Annotated in this window: 23 protein-coding genes and 1 other RNA gene; 12 read left to right on the top strand and 12 right to left on the bottom strand. The window is 41.2% G+C overall.

Annotation, left to right across the window (positions count from 1 at the left end; translation table 11 throughout):
• Positions 1–8 precede the first annotated feature (8 nt).
• From nadK to bamE, 3 genes are all read left to right on the top strand, one after another.
• The gene (gene nadK, locus OCU78_RS03275) at positions 9–893 is read left to right on the top strand and encodes an NAD(+) kinase (protein ID WP_137374927.1); all 885 of its coding nucleotides are present in this window, start codon (positions 9–11) and stop codon (positions 891–893) included.
• Between the two features lie 289 nt (positions 894–1,182).
• Positions 1,183–2,847: a DNA repair protein RecN gene (gene recN, locus OCU78_RS03270; protein WP_137374928.1), complete on the top strand. Its 1,665-nt coding sequence runs from the start codon at positions 1,183–1,185 to the stop codon at positions 2,845–2,847.
• A gap of 166 nt (positions 2,848–3,013) precedes the next feature.
• Positions 3,014–3,373 (top strand): outer membrane protein assembly factor BamE, encoded by a 360-nt coding sequence (gene bamE / locus OCU78_RS03265; protein ID WP_137374929.1) that lies wholly within the window; start codon positions 3,014–3,016, stop codon positions 3,371–3,373.
• 53 nt (positions 3,374–3,426) lie between these two features.
• Here the strand turns inward: bamE and OCU78_RS03260 are convergent, their stop codons facing one another.
• Positions 3,427–3,735: an RnfH family protein gene (locus tag OCU78_RS03260; RefSeq protein ID WP_137374930.1), complete on the bottom strand. Its 309-nt coding sequence runs from the start codon at positions 3,733–3,735 to the stop codon at positions 3,427–3,429.
• Positions 3,736–3,738: 3 nt separating this feature from the next.
• Positions 3,739–4,167 carry an SRPBCC family protein gene (locus tag OCU78_RS03255; protein ID WP_137374931.1) on the bottom strand — a complete coding sequence of 143 codons (429 nt, stop codon included), beginning with the start codon at positions 4,165–4,167 and terminating at the stop codon, positions 3,739–3,741.
• 119 nt (positions 4,168–4,286) lie between these two features.
• On the opposite strand from OCU78_RS03255, the gene smpB reads away from it, so the two are divergent.
• On the top strand, positions 4,287–4,772 hold the full coding sequence (smpB, locus tag OCU78_RS03250) for an SsrA-binding protein SmpB (protein WP_137374932.1): 486 nt from the start codon (positions 4,287–4,289) through the stop codon (positions 4,770–4,772).
• A gap of 66 nt (positions 4,773–4,838) precedes the next feature.
• Positions 4,839–5,205, top strand: a transfer-messenger RNA (tmRNA) gene (gene ssrA, locus OCU78_RS03245).
• 87 nt (positions 5,206–5,292) lie between these two features.
• On the opposite strand, the gene OCU78_RS03240 is transcribed toward ssrA, so the two are convergent.
• The 7 genes from OCU78_RS03240 to OCU78_RS03210 form a co-directional block, all read right to left on the bottom strand.
• A complete protein-coding gene (locus OCU78_RS03240) occupies positions 5,293–6,006 on the bottom strand; it encodes a M48 family metallopeptidase (RefSeq protein WP_137374933.1) in 714 nt (237 codons plus the stop codon).
• Positions 6,007–6,020: 14 nt separating this feature from the next.
• Positions 6,021–9,248 (bottom strand): type I restriction endonuclease subunit R, encoded by a 3,228-nt coding sequence (locus OCU78_RS03235; protein ID WP_137374934.1) that lies wholly within the window; start codon positions 9,246–9,248, stop codon positions 6,021–6,023.
• Between the two features lie 11 nt (positions 9,249–9,259).
• Positions 9,260–9,880, bottom strand: a complete 621-nt coding sequence (locus OCU78_RS03230) for a hypothetical protein (protein ID WP_137374935.1) — start codon at positions 9,878–9,880, stop codon at positions 9,260–9,262.
• Positions 9,873–10,712: a hypothetical protein gene (locus OCU78_RS03225; RefSeq protein WP_137374936.1), complete on the bottom strand. Its 840-nt coding sequence runs from the start codon at positions 10,710–10,712 to the stop codon at positions 9,873–9,875. The genes OCU78_RS03230 and OCU78_RS03225 overlap by 8 nt, the downstream gene beginning before the upstream one ends.
• Positions 10,712–11,977, bottom strand: coding sequence for a restriction endonuclease subunit S (locus OCU78_RS03220; RefSeq protein ID WP_137374937.1), 1,266 nt, complete (start codon positions 11,975–11,977; stop codon positions 10,712–10,714). Before OCU78_RS03220 ends, OCU78_RS03225 begins: the two co-directional genes overlap by 1 nt.
• A complete protein-coding gene (locus OCU78_RS03215; protein ID WP_261856022.1) occupies positions 11,970–13,379 on the bottom strand; it encodes a type I restriction-modification system subunit M in 1,410 nt (469 codons plus the stop codon). The genes OCU78_RS03220 and OCU78_RS03215 overlap by 8 nt, the downstream gene beginning before the upstream one ends.
• Before the next feature lie 87 nt (positions 13,380–13,466).
• Positions 13,467–13,763 (bottom strand): type I restriction-modification system subunit M N-terminal domain-containing protein, encoded by a 297-nt coding sequence (locus tag OCU78_RS03210; protein ID WP_240701775.1) that lies wholly within the window; start codon positions 13,761–13,763, stop codon positions 13,467–13,469.
• Positions 13,764–14,097: 334 nt separating this feature from the next.
• Here OCU78_RS03210 and OCU78_RS03205 point away from each other — a divergent pair, with 334 nt between their 5' ends.
• Genes OCU78_RS03205 through OCU78_RS03180 form a run of 6 tightly spaced genes read left to right on the top strand, consistent with a single transcriptional unit; the run spans position 14,098 to position 16,277 of the window.
• The gene (locus OCU78_RS03205) at positions 14,098–14,607 is read left to right on the top strand and encodes a hypothetical protein (protein WP_261856021.1); all 510 of its coding nucleotides are present in this window, start codon (positions 14,098–14,100) and stop codon (positions 14,605–14,607) included.
• Positions 14,597–14,929 (top strand): hypothetical protein, encoded by a 333-nt coding sequence (locus OCU78_RS03200; protein WP_167494069.1) that lies wholly within the window; start codon positions 14,597–14,599, stop codon positions 14,927–14,929. The genes OCU78_RS03205 and OCU78_RS03200 overlap by 11 nt, the downstream gene beginning before the upstream one ends.
• Positions 14,919–15,638: a hypothetical protein gene (locus OCU78_RS03195; protein WP_137374939.1), complete on the top strand. Its 720-nt coding sequence runs from the start codon at positions 14,919–14,921 to the stop codon at positions 15,636–15,638. The genes OCU78_RS03200 and OCU78_RS03195 overlap by 11 nt, the downstream gene beginning before the upstream one ends.
• A gap of 59 nt (positions 15,639–15,697) precedes the next feature.
• Positions 15,698–15,979, top strand: coding sequence for a ParE family toxin-like protein (locus tag OCU78_RS03190; protein ID WP_137374940.1), 282 nt, complete (start codon positions 15,698–15,700; stop codon positions 15,977–15,979).
• 15 nt (positions 15,980–15,994) lie between these two features.
• The gene (locus OCU78_RS03185) at positions 15,995–16,138 is read left to right on the top strand and encodes a hypothetical protein (protein WP_167494070.1); all 144 of its coding nucleotides are present in this window, start codon (positions 15,995–15,997) and stop codon (positions 16,136–16,138) included.
• Between the two features lies 1 nt (position 16,139).
• On the top strand, positions 16,140–16,277 hold the full coding sequence (locus tag OCU78_RS03180; RefSeq protein WP_165689832.1) for a hypothetical protein: 138 nt from the start codon (positions 16,140–16,142) through the stop codon (positions 16,275–16,277).
• Positions 16,278–16,563: 286 nt separating this feature from the next.
• On the opposite strand, the gene OCU78_RS03175 is transcribed toward OCU78_RS03180, so the two are convergent.
• From OCU78_RS03175 to OCU78_RS03165, 3 genes are all read right to left on the bottom strand, one after another.
• Entirely contained in the window at positions 16,564–17,340 is a 777-nt protein-coding gene (locus OCU78_RS03175) for a carbohydrate-binding protein (RefSeq protein WP_137374941.1), read from the bottom strand.
• Positions 17,341–17,974: 634 nt separating this feature from the next.
• A complete protein-coding gene (locus OCU78_RS03170; protein ID WP_137374942.1) occupies positions 17,975–18,946 on the bottom strand; it encodes an ion channel in 972 nt (323 codons plus the stop codon).
• Positions 18,947–19,034: 88 nt separating this feature from the next.
• Complete coding sequence (locus tag OCU78_RS03165) at positions 19,035–19,922, bottom strand: LysR substrate-binding domain-containing protein (RefSeq protein WP_240701776.1); 888 nt, start codon at positions 19,920–19,922, stop codon at positions 19,035–19,037.
• Between the two features lie 135 nt (positions 19,923–20,057).
• Between OCU78_RS03165 and OCU78_RS03160 the strand changes: the two genes are divergently transcribed.
• A complete protein-coding gene (locus tag OCU78_RS03160) occupies positions 20,058–21,311 on the top strand; it encodes a D-amino acid dehydrogenase (RefSeq protein WP_137374944.1) in 1,254 nt (417 codons plus the stop codon).
• Positions 21,312–21,605: the final 294 nt, after the last annotated feature.

The raw sequence follows: 21,605 nt of genomic DNA, 5'->3' as shown, positions 1-21,605 counted from the left end.
GAAACGTTATGAAAAAGCTATTTGAAGTCATCGCCATTATAGGTAAACCTCGAGATCAGCAAGCAATTCAGACTCATAGAGAGCTCTATCAGTGGTTAAGTGCTGAAGGTTATCAAGTATTTGTTGATGACCGACTTGCCAGTATTTTGGACGATATCCCGAAAGAACATTTCTCTAGTCTCATTGAGCTGGGCAAACGCGCAGATCTTGCGATTGTTGTCGGTGGCGACGGAAACATGCTCGGCGCCGCTCGTATTCTATCTCGTTTTGATATTTCAGTGATCGGTGTTAACCGAGGGAACCTAGGTTTTCTAACGGATCTAAACCCTGAAAACTTTCAAGAGTCGCTGACCGATGTTTTAAAAGGCGAATTTATAGAAGAAGAGCGCTTCCTACTTGAGACCGAAATACACCGCCACGGGCAAATAAAAAGTCATAATGCATCCCTCAACGAAGCCGTGTTACACCCAGGTCAAGTCGCGCATATGATCGAATTTGAGGTGTATATTGATGATAGCTTTGCGTTTTCACTGCGTTCTGATGGTTTAATTGTTTCAACGCCTACGGGCTCTACTGCCTATTCTCTGTCTGGTGGCGGTCCTATTTTATCTTCAAGCCTTAATGCGATTTCACTAGTACCAATGTTCCCGCATACCCTTTCAAGCCGTCCTCTTGTAGTCGATGGTAAACGTCGTATTAAGCTTATCGTTTCACCTGATAATCGAGGCACTCAAGAAATCAGTTGCGATGGTCAAATTTCGCTACCTGTTTCACCAGGCGACGAGATTCATATTTACCAAAGCCCTAACGTGCTCAAGCTTATTCACCCAAAAGACTACAATTATTACCACGTTCTACGTAACAAGTTAGGCTGGTCAAGCAAGCTTTTCTAAAGCAATAGATTAGCTTTCAGCAAATAATTTAAAAAGGTTGACGGAGTTCGTCAGCCTTTTTTATTACCTAAAGAACTCTCATCAAATCAATACTTATCCTTACGTCCTGTATCAAGATCTCTTCATTGAAAACGAGTGAATCAGGAATCTATAGTAGTTTCAGTGCTCTATAGAGAACTCCAATTCTGATGACTATCACAAAAAAATTTCAAACGTTGACTTTACTGTATAAAGAAACAGTATATACTGAGCTTATATACAGTATTGTTCAGTTATACAGGTAAATAAAATGCTGGCTCATTTAAGTGTTAATAATTTCGCTATTGTTAAGTCTTTACAGCTAGAACTTTCTAAAGGCATGACAACAATTACCGGAGAAACCGGTGCAGGTAAATCTATTGCAATTGATGCGTTAGGTTTGTGTCTTGGAGGAAGAGCTGATGCAGGAATGGTTAGGCAAGGTGAAGATAAAACCGAAGTCAGCGCTGCATTTTTACTCGAAAACAATTTACATGCGACTCGCTGGCTAGAAGATAATGATCTGCTAGATGGTTGTGAATGTATTTTACGCCGAACAATTTCAAAAGAAGGTCGTTCAAGAGCTTTCATCAATGGCAGCCCTGTTCCTCTAGCTCAGCTCAAATCTCTAGGGCAATGCTTAATCAATATCCATGGTCAGCATGCACACCACCAGTTAATGAAAGGTGATTACCAAATGGCTATGCTTGATCAGTATTCTGGTCATTTCAATCTTCTCAAATCTACCCGCTTGGCTTACCAAACTTGGCGTCAGGCTGATAATCACTTAAAACAACTTCTTGAAAATAGCCAACAAAACCAAGCTCAAAAACAGTTGCTTGAGTATCAAATAAAAGAATTTAATGAATTATCAATCAATGAAGATGAATTTACAGAGTTAGAGCAAGAACATAAGCGCCTTTCTAATAGTGGTGAGCTCGCATCTACTTGCCAACAAGCAATTGAATTGATTTATGAAGGTGAGAGTGTAAATGCACTAAGTATCTTACAGTCAGCAAACCAATCATTGATAGAATTAGCTGAGCTAGATGAAAGACTCGTTGAGCTTCCGAATTTACTTGCTGAAGCCATTATTCAAATCGAAGAAACCAACAGCGAGCTCAGAACGTATTTAGACAGTATTGATGTTGATCCGGCTCGAATGGTGTATGTCGAAGAGCGTTATTCCAAAATCATGTCTATGGCTCGTAAGCACCAAGTACTGCCTGAAGATCTATACCAACATCACCAAGATCTATTACAACAAATTGAAAGCTTAGATTGCTCTGACGAAAAACTTGAAGAGCTTGCTCAAGATGTAGAATTGCAATATCAAGCATTCGTCGTAAAAGCTGAGAAGCTGCATAAATCACGAATTCGATATGCTAAAGAGCTCAATAAGCTTATTACGCAGAGTATGCATGAACTCAGCATGGAAAAAGCACAATTTGAAATACAGGTAAGCAATACCAATACTCATCCCTCACCATTAGGTATGGACAGTGTGACTTTTGTAGTTTCAACCAACCCAGGTCAACCAATGCAACCTATCGCAAAAGTGGCTTCTGGTGGTGAACTTTCTCGAATCTCACTTGCTATACAAGTTATTACTGCACAAAAAGTTGATACTCCGAGCCTCATTTTTGATGAAGTAGATGTGGGAATCAGCGGTCCGACTGCAGCAGTAGTCGGTAAAATGTTACGCACTCTAGGGGAATCGACCCAAGTGATGTGTGTGACTCACTTACCTCAGGTTGCAGGTTGCGGGCATCAACAACTGTTTGTCGCAAAAAGTACCAAAGCAGGAAAAACAGAAACTCAGATGCGCACACTAGATGAACAACAACGTATATCGGAACTCGCACGCCTGCTTGGGGGAAGCCAAATTACAGAGTCGACCCTCGCCAATGCAAAAGAGCTCTTAGTTGCAGCGTAGCGTTTAAACATACCTTTATTCTCAAGTATGACTAATTTGTTCATAAAATTTGCAACTTAATTCAAATTTGCTAGTCATAACAAGCTCAATACGCAAGGAGCTTTTTACTTCTTGCGAGAGCTTGTTTATTATCAGGCAGTATTTTAGCGAATTAAGATCTCAAACTATGCGAATTAAAAAGTGGCTAGTCGCCGTTCCACTAGCTCTCACAATGTTGACGGGTTGTTCTGTATTAGAAAAGTTGGTTTATCGTATTGATGTAAACCAAGGCAACTATGTTGAGCAAGAAGCCGTAAACCAACTAAAGTTTGGCATGACCAAAACTCAAGTTCGTTATGTTATGGGCTCCCCAATGTTGATTGAGAATGGCTACCCTGATACTTGGTATTATATTTACCACCACACAGAAGGTCATAAAGACTCGATCCAAAAAAACCTCATTGTTGACTTCAACGCTGATGGCACATTAGTCGCTGTAGCGGGTGATTTTGAAAGTGGTGATGAGTTTTTCGAAAGCCTACGATAAATATAAATAAAGCTCGCAACTGGCGAGCTTTATTTTAAAAACTTTAACATAAGTTATTTTGCGGCAGCTTTCTTAGCTTGTTCTGCACGTTTCCTGCGAATTTCTTTCGGGTCAGCAAGTAAAGGTCTATATATTTCAATACGATCTTTATCTCTAACGGTCGCATCTAACTTAACATTTCGGCTAAATACGCCGACTTTATTTTTCGCAAGATCAATTTCAGCGTAAAGTTCTAACACGCCAGATTGCGCAATAATATCGCTAACATTGGTGTTCTTATTCACGACTAAAGTAAAAACACGTTGCTCTAGAGGAAGCGCATAAACCACCTCTACATGGATCATATCTGATTCAATTGTCATGGCTTAGTAAACCTGTTTGGCACGTTGAGTGAACGCACTGACCATATTCCCTGTGAGTTCATTAAAGATTTTTCCAAATGCCATTTCGATCATTCGGCTAGAAAATTCAAACTCTAATTTTAACTCTACTTTACATGCTTGATCATCTAATGGCGTAAAGTGCCATCCACCCTGTAATTTTTTAAAAGGTCCGTCAACCAACTCCATCATGATCATCGCCCCTTGAGTCAGGTGATTAGAAGTGGTAAATGTTTTACTTATGCCAGCTTTTGAAACATCAACAGATGCCACCATGGATGTATCTGATGACTCAATCACACGAGAGCCTGAGCATCCTGGTAAAAATTCTGGATAACGAGCAACATCGTTGACCAAATTAAACATTTGATCAGCACTAAATGACACCAATGCTGAACGAGTAACCTTTGGCATATAGACTCCTGTTAAAGACAGCGTTACATTAAAAGCTGTCAGCAATTCTAATTCTATTGAGCTAGCGCGCAAACAAAAGGATTCCCCAATAGAGGCGCAATCCGTATAATGAGGCCATTATGGCAAAGAATAAATCAAAATCCAAAGCTGGTAGCAATACCATTGCGCTTAATAAGAAAGCTCGCCACGAATATTTCATCGATGATGAAATAGAATCAGGGCTTGAGCTACAAGGCTGGGAAGTAAAATCCTTACGTGAAGGTAAAACCAACATTGCTGAAAGCTATGTTTACATCAGAGATGGTGAAGCATACATCAGTGGTATGACGATTACTCCGCTGACTCAAGCATGTACTCATACCGTTGCAAACCCAACACGTATTCGTAAACTTCTTTTAAAACGTAAAGAACTCGATAACCTTATCGGGCGTATAAACCGTGAAGGTATGACTTTAGTAGCAACCGCGCTTTATTGGTCTCGCTCATGGGCGAAAATCAAAATTGGCGTCGCTAAAGGTAAAAAGCTGCACGATAAACGTACTGATATGAAAGAAAAAGATTGGGCTAGAGATAAAGCACGAATTATGAAGAGTAATTTGCGCTAAATTTAAGCACTTAAACGCACAATGCTAGACAGGCAAAGCTTTTCTGGTACTATGCAAATAACACTTGGGGCTGATTTAGGATTCGACAGGAATTTTGAAGTCTGAGGTGCATGCCGTGGGGCGGTTGGCCACGTAAAAAGCCGCAAAAAAATAGTCGCAAACGACGAAAACTACGCACTAGCAGCTTAATAACCTGCTCAGAGCTCTCTTACCCTAGCTTCCGCTCGTAAGACGGGGACCAATAAGAGATCAAACCCAAACTAGCTAGCGCGGATTCTCCCACCTGAGAGGAAAAGCGCGAATAACAATTCAGGTTAGCCTTTAACTAGCGTGTCGGTTCGCAGGTTGCTGGTGAAATTAAAGATCGACTAAGCATGTAGTACCAATGATGAATGATTTTTGGACGCGGGTTCAACTCCCGCCAGCTCCACCAAACGTTTGGAAAGGGCCAACTCGAAAGAGTTGGCCCTTTTTTTATGCCTCAATTGAGGATGTCTTTTTACATTAGTGAACGTACGCACTATATGATTAGACTTTGTGCATTTCCTCTAAGCCATTCTTTATGCTCTTTATAGTCGGGCATAACTCGTTCAACTTCTTTCCAGAACTGTGGCGAATGGTCATGGTGGATTAGATGACAAAGCTCATGCACCACTACGTAATCAACAACCCTGTTGGGAGCCATGACAATCACCCAGTTAAATTCTAAATCACCGTAAGGGGTACAACTGCCCCATCTACTCTTAAACTCTTTAGTACGAACAACGCACGTTTCAACGCCCACCAACGACTCGTAACGCCTTACCTTCTCACGAATCTTCTTATCAGCATGACGCTTATACCAATTCGTTAAAGCGCGGCGAATATAGTGCGTTTGTGTGGATGGTTCAGGAACGGTAACCGTAATACGTCCATTAAGCAGTTTTGTAGGCGCTAAGTCGCCTTTAAGCACTTTTAAGCGATAATTACGCCCTAGGTATGGCAATGACTCACCTGACACATACTCTCGCATTGTCGCAGGGCTGGTGGTTTGGTATTGCGCTATCTTTTCGACTATCCATTGATGTTTGCTCGCTAAGAGCTTATCTATTTTGTCACGCTCCAGCAGCTTAGGGACAACGATGATCACTTCGCCTTCTTCAACTTTGATTGAAGCGGTTTTTCTACGTGAAGTACGTTCCACCAGCACACTATAACCTTCAGTATGAATCAGCTCAGGTTCACGCTTGTTCATTGCTTTTTGCTTACTCACTTATTACCAAACTTATGCTTAGCGAGATCCATGAAGCGTTCTTGTAGTGCACTCACTAACGCTTTATCACCGAATGGCTGATCGAGCACAGCACGCTTAATCTCTTTCTTCATACGCTTCACTTCATCTTGCTTAGCGAAGAAATCAATAATCTCTGTTGCTTCATCCAGCATCGCGACTAAAGTTTGAGTTGTCTGTTTGATTGACTCATGAAGCGATTCATCAATCACATCGCCATCACTGGCATGCGTTACTTCTGAGATAAGAATATTGTAGAAAGCAAATTCCGTTTCCGACAAACCAACATCTTGTGCCGCTTGCTGGTGAGCATTGCCAATATCGTCAGTCATCTCAAGCAGTAGTTCTAACTGAAGCGACCATTGACCTGCTGTTTTTTCAATGACATCACGCAGGCGTAAACTCAACGAACGGTAATATTCAGGGTCTTCATCGAGATTAATGGTAATGTGATGCTTAATTGCACTCTCAATCTCAGACGCTTTCGATTCATCCGACTTGGTTGGTTTTATCGTCTCTTTGAAGTTCGCCGCCAGTAAATCTACAGGGGGTATTTTCGGGTCTACTCCTGTACTAAGAATGTGCTCATCCACCAACTGGCGAACCTTTTCACCGATTTCACGCATATCTAAGCCAGCGTCTCGATACCGCGTTTTTGATGCGTTATGAACTTTGCCCAGTAACTTCATATCCGGAATGAAAGGGGCAGCACTGGCGTCAGGCAAAATCACGTTGAGTTGTTTGGCGAACAACTTAAAAGCAAGGTCGAACTGCGCACGAGTCGTTTCATCTTTTAGCGCTAACACGTAATCATCAATATCGTCACTCTTAACATTATTGAAGAAAGACATTGCTCTCGTGTGTTTCGCTTTTAGCTTAGGAATTTCATCTTTCAGGCTTTGGTATGTGCCTTCTACATCATCGCTGCTGAACAAGTCTAACGCTTCAGTAAGGTGAGTAGCTAACCCGTGATAATCCACAACATAGCCACAATTCTTACCCTTGTAGGTACGGTTCACACGGGCAATGGCTTGCATTAATGTGTGGTCTTGCAGTTTGCGGTCGATATACATAACTTGAGCAATAGGTGCATCGAAACCCGTTAACAGCATATCTTTCACAATAAGAAACGCCGTGTTATCAAACTTTTTGCTCTTATCTTCAGTTCCCGCTTTATCGATACCAAAAGGCTTTTTGAAATTCTCAATCGCTTTCTTTTGATGCGCTTTGTCGGTGTACTTAGCGATATACGTTTTGTCGTTGTGATCACCTGAGATAATCACCTCAGAAGGAGGTGCACCCAGCTCATCAAGCGTCTTTTTAAAAATAGCGGCAGCATGACGGCTACCCACGACTATCATCGCTTTAAAACCATCTGGGCGAATGTGTTCTTTATAGTGTTTAAGCAGATCTAAACATACCCAGCGAATACGAGCCGGCGCTTCACGTACTGCGCGCTCTACCCCGTACTTTTTCTTTATTTCTCGTTGTTCGTCTTCGGTGTATTCACCAAAGTACTCTTCAAACAGCTTATCAAGTGACTCTCCCGCCACTTCTGATTGCACTTCTCTGCCTTCATACAGCAAGCGTACGGTTGCACCATCTTCGACTGCTTCATTGATTTTGTATTCATCAATATAGCCACCAAACGCTTGACCCATCTTTTGCGTTTTAAGCAAAGGTGTACCCGTAAAGCCCACTTTAGGGGCGTTCGGTAGCGCGGCATTGATGGTCATAGCTAACCCACCAAATTGTGTGCGGTGAGCTTCATCAGCAAGAACGATTATTTTGTCACTCGGGTTTAGGTCTACAAAGCCTTCCGCTACTGTCGATTGTTTCTCTTGCTCTTTTTCAAGATCAGAGAACTTTTGCACCATCGCAGTCACAAGATCAGAGCTATCTTTCTTTAAGAGCTCTTTTAATTCAGCCACAGAGCCAGCGTTATAAACTGTTTCGCCTTGGGCACCACGGAAGGTATTGGAAAGCTGTTCATCCAGTTGTGTTCTATCGGTAATGAACACTAATTTGTACTGCTGTAATTCTGGATCACGGCGCATCTTAACGGCAAGCATAACCATAGTGAGTGATTTACCACTGCCTTGGGTATGCCAAACCACACCACTTCTTTCTTTACGAGAGAGGGCTTTGCGATCTTTGCCTCCCTTCAATCGTTCGATGACTTTATTCACCGCTCGATATTGCTGATAGCGAGCCACTTTCTTGATGATTTTCCCATCATCGGTTTCATAGATGATGAAGTTTTGCAGGATATCGAGGAAGTTGTCTAAGCTGAACATACCTGCTAGTAAACGTTGCTGAGCCGTCACATGGGTCAAAACCTCATAACTGGCTTTGGGTTCTGCTGCTTGCATAAGTTCGACTTGGCTTTCTATATTAGCTTCACTAACAGAGTCATCATCTAATACATCATCAGGGTATTGAACCTCTACCGCAGAACGAAACGTCACCACGTTATCTTGTAGCGACTGGTTCGCTAACGCTTCATCACTGAATGGGTAAGCGTCTTTCCAATCGCCATAATGCTGGCTGCTCGAGCTAATGGTACCGACTTTGGCTTGGTCACGACAGGTAGAAACCATCAGTTGGTTATACCAAAACAGCTTCTCTGCCCCTTCACCGTCTTGCTGTTCACGTAAATCTGCATAACGACGAAGCTGATCAATACCATGGCTCATTGGGTCTGAAATGTATGGCGATTTACACTCAATTACCGCAAGGGGAATGCCGTTCACAAAGCAGATAATATCGGGGATAATTTTCTGGTTAACCCCTTCCACTTTGAACTGGTTGGTGACTAGAAATTCATTGTTAGAAAGCGTATCGAAGTCAATAAGTTTAACGGTTTGCCCTTTGCGCCCTTTACCTAAATCTTGCTCAACCGATAGGTAATTCACCATGGTTTGATAAAAAGCGTGGTTGTACTCCATTAAGGCAGCAAAATGTGGGTGCGTAACCTCACGAGAAACTTTGCGAAGGTTTTCGTCACTTATCCAAGGGTTAATGCGTTTAATGGCCGCTTCTAGGCGTTTAACAAGCACCACGTCACGTAAGTATTCACGCTCAGGGACACCATTGGTTTCGGTGTAATTAGGCGCAAGCTTTTTACCTTGAACATACGTCCAGCCTAATTGAACCAACTGAGCAATGGCAGGCGCTTCTACTTTATCGAATTCGTTGTTTTTCATATCATTCCTAGCTAAAGCGATGCGACGGGCTCTACCTGTTTTGTTTCTTCAAGGCGCTGTTGAATTCTAGCCGTGATCGCTTCAACGCCTTCCTCTGTTAGTAGGCTATCTAAAGGGACTTCGAAACCATATTTTAAAAAGAGGTTGTCTTGCTCAACCTCAGCGGAATCACAGTAGTTAGGGTAGCTTCCGGCCTCCCACAGCTGATAAAAATCGCCCACTTTTTCAACCACAGCTCGATAAATCGCTACCCTCAGAACACTTTCCGCTTCACTTACAGGGATTTTCAATTTTAATGCGTCTGGCTGTGCTTGATACTCTTCATCATTCACACCCGAGTCATTAATAACAATAAATTCAACAATGTAATCATTAAGCGTGACGGCGCCGTAATTACTGAACTGCTTAAACACATAGCGCGTATTGGTGGCGGGTAATAAATCCCACTGCCACTTTTTAAACGGATTTTTCCCCGGCTTATCAAAACGAACAGGATGCCAAAAATAGAACTCTGTATTAACGCTATGCGCTATTTGCTCAAGAGTCGGCAGTAAGCGCTGATAATAGGCTGCGAGCAAACGGTGCGCAGTTCTGACTTGGGTGAACAGATCTTCTGGTTGTGAGTTATTCATGGGTGTTCCTAGGCCAAACCGACAGGGTATCTAAACTGACGGGAGTAAAGTTATGATTGATAAGACGAGGTTCAGACTGAAATGCACAGGCAGAAACAAGCTCTTGCTTGATACTATGATCAGAAAGTAATGAGTGTTGAAGTGATAATGCGTTAAAACCGTTACAGATAAGATCATGCAACTCAAAGCTATTCGTTTTTAACCCATATAAAGCTAATGCTTCTAGCATATCGGTAAGCACTCGTCTGTCTGTGGGGCTTATGCCATCACCTTCCATTAACTTAACCAAGTTGTCGGTAACGGCTTGCCACTTAGTGGCACTAACTGTTTTAAGGCAATCATAGCGTTCGTGAAGTAACTCAGCCCATTGGGTCGCGTTGCCTGTTTCAATACGCCCAATCGCAAGAAAGTATAGCGGTAGGTCGTTGTGCTCATCCGACTGAATAAAAGAAGCCACCTCTCTTTGCCACTGCTCATAGTATTGGTCGCCGCCTGCTGGTGGTTTTACTTCTACAATTAAATTGCACAATTCAAAGCGGATCACCAAATCAGGTTCAACTTGGCGAGATTCACCGTCTTCTGTTAAAGCATACCTCGGCCAATAGTCGATAGATTGAAATGCACCAAATTTCACCTGAAAATCATCAGGCGATAGAGAAAAACAACTCGCTAGGATTTGAGTTTGAACATCATCAGATAGGTAAGCAAAGCGCTCAAAAAAGGTAGACGTGAGCAAATCTTCACGAGCTTTAAACACGCTTGCCCAGCGTACCGAATCTTGCCCACCGTGCTCAATACGCCCTGCCTTTCCGTGAAGAATTGCTTTTAACATTAGCTGTCTACCTTAACTCGTTTTTTGCCTGTTAGGAGATCTTGCATAAGGGCTTTTTTAAGTGATTTATATTGTAGTAATCTATTTTCAACACTAGTGAATTTTTGATTCAAAGAGTCAAATACACGCCCTAGCTTAATTTGCTCTTCAAATGACGGGATTGGTACCTTTAATTTTCTAAAGTCACCTAAATTCAGATGCCCAACAGTTGAACCTACAACACCACCAAGTAATCGAGTTTGAGTTTCAGTTGCACGCATCAACCAAAGAAGATATTTAGAATCAATTACTCTACCTTTAGGCTGTAAGACAATAATGCTTTCATAAATACTAAATTCGACATCTGTATCAACAAGAGCACACACACCTAATGATCCTGATTTACTAACTAAAACATCACCACGCTTAGCTTGTCTTTTCTTCGTTAATGACTGATGCTGTGAGTGAGTAATTTGACGAGCCTTAGAGAATGAGAGTACTCCATTAGAAATATCAGTTGCTCTAATAAGATATGCCCCATCAGATTCCGTATAATCAACCTTCGCTGTTAGCCCTAGAAATATTTCATTACAAACATCATATATCCCCCTAACCTCCCAACCCTTCGGAATCCTGCCCACTGGTGAGTCTTTAAACTCGGTATGCGGTTTACCATCCACACCGACACCACGGGTGAGTAGCTCTTGCATCATGCCTGTTTTTAGGTCTTTAAGCTTGTCGATTTGCGCCTGCGTTTTTTCTATCACATCATCGACAGAAGTGAGAATAGCTGCGATTTTCTTTTGCTCTGGGAGTGGGGGCAAATTTAAAGCTAAAGACATTACATCTGAGCCAGGTAAATTAGCAACCGTACCTTTACGGACTAATGATTCGACTTGTTTTTTTGCATTAAATGTCTGCATAAAAAACTTTATGTATTCAGATGATATGTATTTTGAAGGAGTCAGGCGAATAGCGTATGCACTTGCGATATAAGGGATTTTTTGTTCATAAAACACCGCTGTCATCCCACAATCAGCGGTTGTTATCATAACTAAGTCACCATTACATAACTTGTTATTATCCACTAATTTCCTATCCAGTGTGGCTGTTGGAACTTGTTGGTATTTAATTTCACCAATAGAAGATACATCTGTTCCCCTAATCGTTTTGACATTGCCAGAATCATCATAGTCTTTAGAACTAAAGCGAGGACCATATTTATAGTCATTGAATACATCTTTAAATTTTACTGACTGCCACCCTTCAGGAACCAAGCTACTCATAACCCAGCTCCTTCAAGTAACCTTGCATCACCTGCTCGGCATCCGTTACTTGTTCATCAAGTTCATTCAACGACACTTGGTATTTATCCCACCAGCGTTCAAGTTGGCTTATTGTTAGGGGGAGAACCTTCGCATCAGCTTTCTCTATCACTTCTCGAATCTGTTCTTTGCTTTCAATACTTGGCTTGAAGACGTAGTACTCTTGATCGTCTGAAGGCTCTGCATCTTTCTTCTCGAAGACAACCGACACGTCAAAGCCTTGAATGATCTCTTCTTGAATGTATTCGTCTTCCACTTCACGCACTGGCACGCCACCATGAATAATTGCACGTACATCAAAAATCTCGGCTGGTGGTGAGGTGTCGGCATAGCGGCGAATATTGAGGTTAAAATCGTTCTCGGCGATTTCTGAGAAGTTCACCACTTTGGCGTAGCGTTTGATATCGCACTTACTTTCAAATGAATGGCTTTCGAAGGTTTCGACAATCTTGGTGATGTCTTGCTCGCGCAGTTTGTTCTGGTTTTTGCCCTCTTCAAACTCAAGCTCTGAGTTGATGAACAGGACTTTGCCCTTACGAGCTGCGGATTTATTCTTATTGATGATAAGCAAGCATGCAGGAATGCCCGTACCGTAGAATAAGCCCGATGGCAGGCCAATCACCGCTTCTAGCAAATCGTCTTCCAAAATACCTTGGCGAATCGCTTTTTCGCTTGAGCCACGAAATAGCACACCATGAGGCATAACCACACCCACCATACCTTCATTATTGGTGCTGGCGATCATATGTTGAACAAAGGCTAAATCACCCGCATCTTTTGGCGGAGTCCCATATGGGAAGCGACCAAAACCATCGCTGTCACACTCGTCTTTACCCCACTTTTTCAGTGAGAACGGCGGGTTAGCGATTACGCGGTCAAAGCTCATTAGCTCGCCGCCTTCAGTATGCTTAGGCTCGCGTAGAGTATCGCCCTTACGAATATCAGCACTTTGCACGCCATGTAAGAACATGTTCATCTTACAAATCGCCCACGTATTTAGGTTCATCTCTTGCCAAAATAGCGATAGGTTTGATGCGTTCTCGCCATTTTTAGCAAGGTGGTTACGAGTTTGAACCAGCATACCGCCCGAACCTGTTGTTGGATCGTAAATACGCATCCCCGCATGAGGTTTTAACAGTGCCACCAGCAATTGCACCACTTCACTTGGGGTATAAAATTCACCGCCCTTTTTGCCTGCGCTGTCGGCAAACATCTTGATTAGGTATTCGTAAGCGGTTCCCAGCATATCTGGGCGCTCAAAATCTTCGTTACGTAAGCGGTGCTGGCTAAAGTGAGAGAGCAAATCACGCAGCTTGGCATCGGTAAGCTTATTCTTAATGTTGAAGTCGATAGTGACCAACACACCTTCAAGCGCAGAGTTGTGTTCTTCAATCGCTTCGGTGGCTTTATTAAGGCTTTCACCGATGTTGTGCTTTAAGTCTTTAAGTCTTTAAGTCTTTAAGTCTTTAAGCGCAGACCAACGGGAACTTTCAGGCATGTAAAAAGTATCGTCGTACTCATCTTCATCATTTGCCAGATCGATAGCTTGTTCTTGTGTTTTACCTTTACCTAGGTAGTAGGCAATAACTTTCTCTTGTTCTTCTTCAAACGCATCCGACATGCGCTTTAGGAACATCATGCCAAAGATGTAGTCTTTAAATTCAGAAGCATCCATGTTGCCACGAAGAATGTCAGCCGTTTCCCAAAGGAAAGATTCAAGCTGTTGAAGGGAGAGTTTGTTGGTCATTAAGTTACCTACAGAATATGAGGTGATCTCGTACAAAGGTGTACGTTGTCGTATTGGTACGAACAGATATATGACGCGAATTTTACGGGGAAGTGGCTGGTGGGGCAATGAAAGAGTGCAAACATAACAAATCATCGATGCAATCCATGATTTGCATAACATTTCATATGAATATCTATTTTTTATGCAATTAAATACCCGTGATGTATGTAAAATATCTATTACGTAAACAAATCATGAGCAGAGCACTATCAACAACGATACCCCGAAGCCCAAATTGGCTACGCCCTCTTTAAAACACTATTTACAGCAGGCTGATTGGACATTAAGTCGCTTGCTAGGATTTATTTTAAAAGCGTTAATTTACATTTTCCTCGTCAGTCTGAGTATTGCAGTCATCAGTTTTGAATTACTCAATATTTTTGAATATCAAGATGGGTTATCTGATGTATCAACCATCGAGATTATCTTTTTCATCTCATTTCTTGTGTTGCTAAAACGCTATTGGGTATATACAAAAAAAACCTCACTTCGCTGGTGGCATATCATTAGCACCCCGCTTTTATGGCACGGAAAATTCATTACGGCTGCGCTACTTTGTGCCAGTACGATTGTTTTTATTGACCTATTCGAAGGTACCGAGCAATTTAAAAACCTGTTATTGCTAGAGCAAAGTTACGACCAAATCTTTTCTTTCAGCATTATATTACTGTGCTTGTATATTGCAGTTCCAAGCCAGGATCTGATTCTAAACCCAGGCTCAGACACCCCATTAGAAACCCCAAATAACGACAACGATACTAAACAAGCACAAACGGACGCTGAGGTAACAAATGCTCAATAAAAAACACGCCATGCTTGCTATTGCACTAGCGATCTTACCAATGGTTTCCAATGCTGAAAAACTCTCTCTGGTCGATAGCTGTGTTGAACTTATCAATATTTATGACTCCAAAAGTTCGAAACAATTGTTAGCGGCACAAACCACATCGCTATCAGAAAGTTTGCGCGCTGGATACTGCTTGGGAGTAATTGACCAATATGAAAAGTCCGAATATGGCTGCCGTTCAGATTGGTATGAGCGAGCACAGTTTATTGCACGCGAGTCATTAAAAGATAAGCCGTTGCCAGAGCGAAAACTATTGGAGCTATCGTGTGAAATCTAACGATAGCTACACCTCAACCGATAGCTACACCTCAACCGATAGCTACATCTCAACGCCTGATGCAATTAAAAAGCTATTCAACATAAAGCTAGCCGAACATAAATCATTCAAAGATTTGGTGTACCCATTAGTAAGAAGCAAAGGTTTCTTTGAGGTTAAAAAAGAGCCTATGGCGCTGGGCTCAACAAAGAACAACTTGCTCATTGCAAGTAATAGCCTAACCAAACTCCATAATGCCGTCTTGCTACAAGGGTTCTTTGCTGATAGTAAACGAGTCAAAGATATCTTTTCTCATTCAAAAAAACGCATAGAAGCAGCGGACTTTTTAGAAACAGTCGTCATGGGTAGACAATCTATTCTCGCAGTTGGCATTCAAACGACTGCGCTGTCAGAGCTGATCGTAAAATTAAAATCAGAACACATCGACCTGAGTAAGGAAAAGTTACCAAACCCTTTTCAAGAGTTACCGCAACTTTCTCTCAATGGTGTAACCAGTGTAATGCAGGCTCTATTGGCTCAAAGCGCCTTGCTGACACAAGGTGAATCAATGATCATGCACTTTTTCAATCAGGATATAGAAAAAGCCTACCTTGCAGCATGCTCTCTAGGAAATACAACTCCTGCGCTGGCTCAATACCAAACCCTTATCAAGCAGAAATACCTCGAAGCCGTCGAGTTCGATGACCTATTAAATAATTTATTAAATTAGTTGTTGCGAGTGCAGTGCACTCAATCATTCTTGCTATCAGTTCATCAGGGAGAGCAAGAATGACTTCAACTAAACAGCTTATTGATACGTTCCAATCTCAACTTCCTTCATGCTATGTAGAGCGAGCTTTCAGTATTGAAGCCCAACTCAGAGCTGGAGCTTTATACCCAAACTTAGGGGGGAAGAAGATCCGCTCTTGCCCTACCTATATTAGGTTTAAGTTGGGTAGAGGGTTCCGGTTTGTTTGGTGTGTTGCACCTGATGGGCTTTATCCCAAAGCAATCACAACTAGGCAAGGATTTGAGCGAATCATTAAACAAATCCGCAAGGCTAGTTATTAAACAAGGAAATTGATAATGGCTAAGAAAATCACACCAGCAGACAATGCAGCAAACATCCCTAACGCTAACAAGGGAACTAACGGCACTAACCGACAGTATGATCAGAACCAAGGCAACCGCGGTAAGCAACTAAATCCAAATCAACAAGGGAATAAGTAATATGCCAAATTCAAGTGATATGTCTCAAGATGAGCTCGATGTATGGTCAGATATCAACAACCCAAATAACGATGCGGATATGGATGATTGGTCTGATGCACATAACCCAAATAATGATGATTATTTAGGTGATGACTAAGTAATAAGCGGCTCTCTAAAGAGCCGCTTTTTTTACTTGTTCACAGGGTATTGATGGATAGCAATTTGGGCTCTCAATATAAAAAATCAGACTTAAGACACAATTATAAAACTTAGTAGAATTATTTAATTTAGTGGGTAACGTATAACTTTAGTACCAAGAAAAGTACCAAGATGAAAAATAAAATTATAAAACAACTAGTTACTAGATAAATTCAGATGCCGCCAGCCCACCAAACGTTTAGAAAAGCCCAACTCGCAAGAGTTGGGCTTTTTTGTATATCAAATCAAAATTCATAATAGCTGCAATTACTTCTAGTAAGCACTTCCTCTGAGAAATTGAATTCGCCATTTAAATCTCGGTAAGCTTCATTTTGACCGAATCGATATAACAAAGAGGCATAGATAGAATCTAGATATAAAGACATTGGGTCCTTTAAATCATGAAGCTTTCTGATCTCTACCATGCAGTTTTCCCATGCAAAAAGAGAATTAAACAGCTCGTATGACTCTTCTTCCAATAAGTTAATCGACTCATCAAGCTCTAACTCATGTAAAGCACGATAAATAAATGACACATTCAGTGCCATTCTCCGAAGTTCTTCATTTTGATATGTATCTAGCACACCTAGTTCAAAGCTGTCTTTAATATTATTTCTGTTTAAATCCGTACCTAAGATGACTTCTGCAGATTTAGGGTCAGATGATTCACCCGGCGCATTAGTACTTCTATCTAGGACACCATCAGTTGCCAGCCTTCTCCAATACCATGACGTTTCAGGGTGTTCTCCTTTGTTGCCCCATTTAGATAGGTATAAATCTCCGTTTACATAAACCACCAGCCCGCTATGATAATTTTTATCTACTTCAAACTGTGGGATAGATGAATTTACATGTACCCAACCTTCCCAATGGCTCTTGCCAATATAAGGCTCGTTACCTTTATTCCAGTGTGTCGCGACAAAAGCTTCCCCATTATGAGCCACACAGTCACCTATACTGTAAACAACCTGCTCTTCCCAAGATTGATCACTCAATGCATAAAAGCTTAAAAACCAACTCATAATCAACAATAGTTTTTTTAGTTTCAAAGTGTTTACTCACAAAACAAATCGTATGAGCAGTTTGAAGGTAAGTTAGGATGATGTTTATTCAGGAAAACAAAAGATGGACCTGTTCATCTAATTTGAATGACTTGCTAGCAGTGAATTACACCAAAAATGAGAGTTGAGGTGTAGCTAAAATCAAACACAAAAAATGCAATACTGTGGAGGTCGAGTCCGAAGTAAAAGGAATTATATAAACAAAGTGTTTATGGATGGTGTGAGGGGATGCGATTAAGCAGATCATAAATGTATTAAAGCTTGAAGAGTTACTTACTTAATGCATAGGCAGTTAGAACACCAACCGTCACTGGCATTAGCCAAAGCATAACTTCAACCCAAGCTCTAACGAGGCTCTTCTTTTTTTTCTTATTACTTGTTTTTTTCTTGCTATGATTTTGACTTCCTGATGATTTCACTTATGCCTCAACCATAACCCAATGTACGAGTTTACATTCTCCCAGTACATGGTTAAAACACAAGACAAATATAATGTAAGTATCTATAACAAAAGACCAAATGGACAATTGCCATACAAATTTGTTACATATTAGCTTCAGCTACAAACCGGCTTAATAAATAAGTAATATATTTTTCATCGAGTCATTTTCTTTACAAATACAACAACAAACAATGCCATGATAAAACTCCCCATAAAGGCTTCAACTGCAGCAATAAACCGAGCAATCCCAACAGGCGATATATCTCCATACCCAAGGGTTGTAAACGTCACAACGCTAAAATAAAGAGCATTAAAAAACTCTAAAAGAAGAAAGTAAGGTGCACTGGTGTCTGTATTGGAAGTAATGGTCGTATCTAGGAAAAAATACGCAACTGCACAAGTAATAATAAGAACGATAGAAAAAAGGACAACACGCAATGGGGACTCGCCATAGCCACAAAAATAATCCACCAACTTAGAAATAAAACGATGAAAACTATACCGAGGTAACTGGTAACGACGAAATCGCATTTCTTTAGTGAAAAACATCCCCGCTGTCTCGAACAACCCCTGCTTTTCACATTGCTTACGTATATTTCTACATACCTCTTCTGCTTCTTGATACAACGATCTGGCTTTACTTCTCTCTTTGCGTTTTTCTGATTTCTTAGCTTCAGTCTCTTGTTTTAATGAATTTCCCCAATTGATGTTATCCAACCTAGCTCGCCCTAAATCAGAGCCAAGTAAGTTACAATTGTCCAAGTGAGCGCAGTGTAAATTAGCATTCACCATTTTTGCTTTCATCAGTGAAGAACCACGTAGATCAAGCCCAAAGAAATGCGCGTCTCTTAAATCAGCTCTGTAAAAATCAACATTTCGACAGGAATAACCTTTCTTGCACCCACGATTAACCAAGTCGATATCACGCAAGTTTGTTTTAGCTAATTGGAATCCATCAAGTGGTTTGCCGGCTATGGCCCATCGTTCTATTTTTTCTTTTACGTCATCATTACTTTTGTCGACTTTAGGATCATGCCAGTAACAGAGCCCTGAATCTCCACATTCTTCTTCACAATGCCAACCGTCGGGATTTACGTAACCACATGTTATTTTTTCTTCTTCCATGGCTCCTCCTTACAGTTATTGATAATTGTAGAAGTTATCTAGCAAGGTTGTACGGCAGAGCAAAAAAATATGATTTAAAAACCGATTACTAATATTCAATTTGCTGCGATAACCATTCCAAAAATGATTGAACGGCTCTGCTAGAGGAATGGGTTAACGCAAAATATCCAGCGTCTGCTTTAATCTCTACCGATAATGCCACTAAACGTCCGGTCTCTAACTCATCTTTAATCAATGCTTTTCTGGCAAGCGCAACCCCTACACTAGCTTCCGCAGCTGCCATTGCCATATCTGTTCGATTAAAAAAATGACCTCGATTTGTATCGAACTCTAAATTCATTTTATTTGCCCAATAAGACCACTCTTGATCCCTGTTAGAACCTAGCCAAGGTTGGGCATCGTGCAACAAGGTGACACTCGTCCAATCAATATCGACAACAATCCCTGCAGAATTTTCAGTCGAGCCTTTAGCTAACAGAGTTTTCAAATAATGTGGGCTGGCGACTGGCACTAAATACTCTTCAAATAACAAACTTGCATGTGAATCCAAATAAGGCAATTCGCCATAATCAATCGCAATATCAAAGTCTCCCCCTGATTTATCAACAATTGCACCTTCTGCAAAGGTTTGAACTTGAATATCAGGGTAAAGCCTATGAAAAGCCTCAAGTCTTGGGACCAACCATTTAAACGCAAAAGAAGGAGTGAGTTTTAAGCGAATCTCTGTACTCTGCTGACTTGTAAAATCGAGCTGAGCTAATACTGCATCTATATCCTCAAGGCTAGATTTAGAAACTTGATGCAAACGGGAACCAACTTCCGTTAAGCGTATTCCTCTAGAATGCCTTTCCACTAGCGTCAGCCCAAGCTTTTGCTCTAACTGCAATAGCTGCTGGCTTATTGCTCCTGTTGTTAAGCACATAGATTTAGCAGCACTAGTCAGGCTAGAGTGCTGACCAACTTCTATGAATGTCATCAGAGACACCGCCATATTACTTTTCAAATACTTCACACTCAGCCTTTAGTAAAACTATAACCTGCTGTTAATTTATATCGATTGTTAGCAATTTGTAAACAAGACACTCTATCTCTACAGAATTTAGGGGATAATATGAAAATTATTGTGTTAGGCAGTGGCGTGATTGGTTTAACAAGTGCATGGTATCTTGCTCAGCAAGGGCACCAAGTCACAGTTATTGACAGGCAAGATGTGGCAGCAAATGAAACCAGCTTTGCTAACGCAGGGCAAATTTCCTATGGGTATTCATCACCTTGGGCAGCTCCAGGAGTTCCCCTAAAAGCGGTAAAGTGGCTCACGCAACAACATGCTCCTTTAAAGATCACTCCCCCACTCTCTTTCGCGACCATCAAGTGGGCTTCAAAAATGGTAAGCAACTGTACCACACAGCGTTACGACCAAAATAAAGCTCGTATGCTGCGTGTTGCTAACTACAGCAAGCAATGTTTAAACGACCTTAACGCTCAAACGAATATTAAATATCAGGGCCGTCGCTTAGGAACGCTTCAAGTATTCAGAACAGCCAAACAATTACATGCTGTACAAAAAGACATGAAGCTTCTTAAGCAAGCGAATACTGCTTTTGAGCTCTTAGACCAAACCGGCTGTATTGATAAAGAACCAGCTCTGAAAGGCGTTAAAGATAAAATACTAGGAGGGCTGCATCTGCCGGAAGATGAAACTGGCGACTGCTTTTTATTTTGTCAGCAACTGAAAAAGTTAGCGTCTTCATTAGGTGTGAACTTTATGTTCAATACACAAATCAAAAGTCTAACTACCCACAATAATCGCATTACATCTGTGCTCACCGATAAAGGAGAGCTGACCGCAGACAGTTATGTGGTGGCATGTGGAAGCTATTCCGCGCAGCTTCTTGCCCCTTTAGGTATCACACTTCCGACCTACCCAGTAAAAGGCTACTCGCTAACCTTACCCATCAAAAATAGTGAACAAGCACCACGCTCAACCGTGATGGATGAAACGTATAAAGTTGCCCTCACTCGTTTTGATGACAGATTAAGGGTCGCTGGTACCGCTGAATTGAGCGGTTTTAATTTAGAACTTCCTGAAAAAAGAAGAAAAACAATAGAACTTGTTATCCAAGATTTATTCCCAAATGCGGGGGATTTACAGCAAGCGGAGTTTTGGACAGGACTAAGACCTATGACACCTGATGGAACCCCTATCATCGGCGCAACACCGATAGAAAACTTATTCACGAATACAGGTCACGGCACATTAGGTTGGACTATGGCTTGTGGTTCTGGAAAGTTACTCGCAGACATAGTGTCAAAACGCAAACCTGATATCGATTACTCAGATCTTTCTGTTTCCAGGTACCTTTAGAGCCCATAAAACCACCAGCACAACAGGTTACATAGTGAACATCATTCAGAATTAAATTCGTTGCATATAAAAAACTTAAAACCGACGTTAATCCTGACATTTTGCAGAATGGACGCATATATATGCAGATATTAAGGGCATCGGTATGCCAATACTAAATTTTAACACTTAATTAGCATTTCGTGCTTGGCATCACGCATTAAGATAAAAGCAGATAAATAAATTAACAAATAAGTTACAAAAAGATTAATATATCGAACGAAAAATAAACATAATAGTTAATAACAGGGAAAA

It is taken from the genome of Vibrio gallaecicus, assembly GCF_024347495.1.
Taxonomy (GTDB): domain Bacteria; phylum Pseudomonadota; class Gammaproteobacteria; order Enterobacterales; family Vibrionaceae; genus Vibrio; species Vibrio gallaecicus.
The sequence above is the reverse complement of the archived record's forward strand: the minus strand, read 5'-3'. Positions and strand labels throughout refer to the sequence as shown.

Coding starts and splice junctions, on each gene's coding strand:
- nadK (WP_137374927.1), top strand. CDS start 9: ATGAAAAAGCTATTTGAAGTCATCGCCATTATAGGTAAACCTCGAGAT.
- recN (WP_137374928.1), top strand. CDS start 1,183: ATGCTGGCTCATTTAAGTGTTAATAATTTCGCTATTGTTAAGTCTTTA.
- bamE (WP_137374929.1), top strand. CDS start 3,014: ATGCGAATTAAAAAGTGGCTAGTCGCCGTTCCACTAGCTCTCACAATG.
- OCU78_RS03260 (WP_137374930.1), bottom strand. CDS start 3,735: ATGACAATTGAATCAGATATGATCCATGTAGAGGTGGTTTATGCGCTT.
- OCU78_RS03255 (WP_137374931.1), bottom strand. CDS start 4,167: ATGCCAAAGGTTACTCGTTCAGCATTGGTGTCATTTAGTGCTGATCAA.
- smpB (WP_137374932.1), top strand. CDS start 4,287: ATGGCAAAGAATAAATCAAAATCCAAAGCTGGTAGCAATACCATTGCG.
- OCU78_RS03240 (WP_137374933.1), bottom strand. CDS start 6,006: ATGAACAAGCGTGAACCTGAGCTGATTCATACTGAAGGTTATAGTGTG.
- OCU78_RS03235 (WP_137374934.1), bottom strand. CDS start 9,248: ATGAAAAACAACGAATTCGATAAAGTAGAAGCGCCTGCCATTGCTCAG.
- OCU78_RS03230 (WP_137374935.1), bottom strand. CDS start 9,880: ATGAATAACTCACAACCAGAAGATCTGTTCACCCAAGTCAGAACTGCG.
- OCU78_RS03225 (WP_137374936.1), bottom strand. CDS start 10,712: ATGTTAAAAGCAATTCTTCACGGAAAGGCAGGGCGTATTGAGCACGGT.
- OCU78_RS03220 (WP_137374937.1), bottom strand. CDS start 11,977: ATGAGTAGCTTGGTTCCTGAAGGGTGGCAGTCAGTAAAATTTAAAGAT.
- OCU78_RS03210 (WP_240701775.1), bottom strand. CDS start 13,763: ATGACCAACAAACTCTCCCTTCAACAGCTTGAATCTTTCCTTTGGGAA.
- OCU78_RS03200 (WP_167494069.1), top strand. CDS start 14,597: ATGCTCAATAAAAAACACGCCATGCTTGCTATTGCACTAGCGATCTTA.
- OCU78_RS03190 (WP_137374940.1), top strand. CDS start 15,698: ATGACTTCAACTAAACAGCTTATTGATACGTTCCAATCTCAACTTCCT.
- OCU78_RS03185 (WP_167494070.1), top strand. CDS start 15,995: ATGGCTAAGAAAATCACACCAGCAGACAATGCAGCAAACATCCCTAAC.
- OCU78_RS03180 (WP_165689832.1), top strand. CDS start 16,140: ATGCCAAATTCAAGTGATATGTCTCAAGATGAGCTCGATGTATGGTCA.
- OCU78_RS03175 (WP_137374941.1), bottom strand. CDS start 17,340: ATGAGTTGGTTTTTAAGCTTTTATGCATTGAGTGATCAATCTTGGGAA.
- OCU78_RS03170 (WP_137374942.1), bottom strand. CDS start 18,946: ATGGAAGAAGAAAAAATAACATGTGGTTACGTAAATCCCGACGGTTGG.
- OCU78_RS03165 (WP_240701776.1), bottom strand. CDS start 19,922: ATGACATTCATAGAAGTTGGTCAGCACTCTAGCCTGACTAGTGCTGCT.
- OCU78_RS03160 (WP_137374944.1), top strand. CDS start 20,058: ATGAAAATTATTGTGTTAGGCAGTGGCGTGATTGGTTTAACAAGTGCA.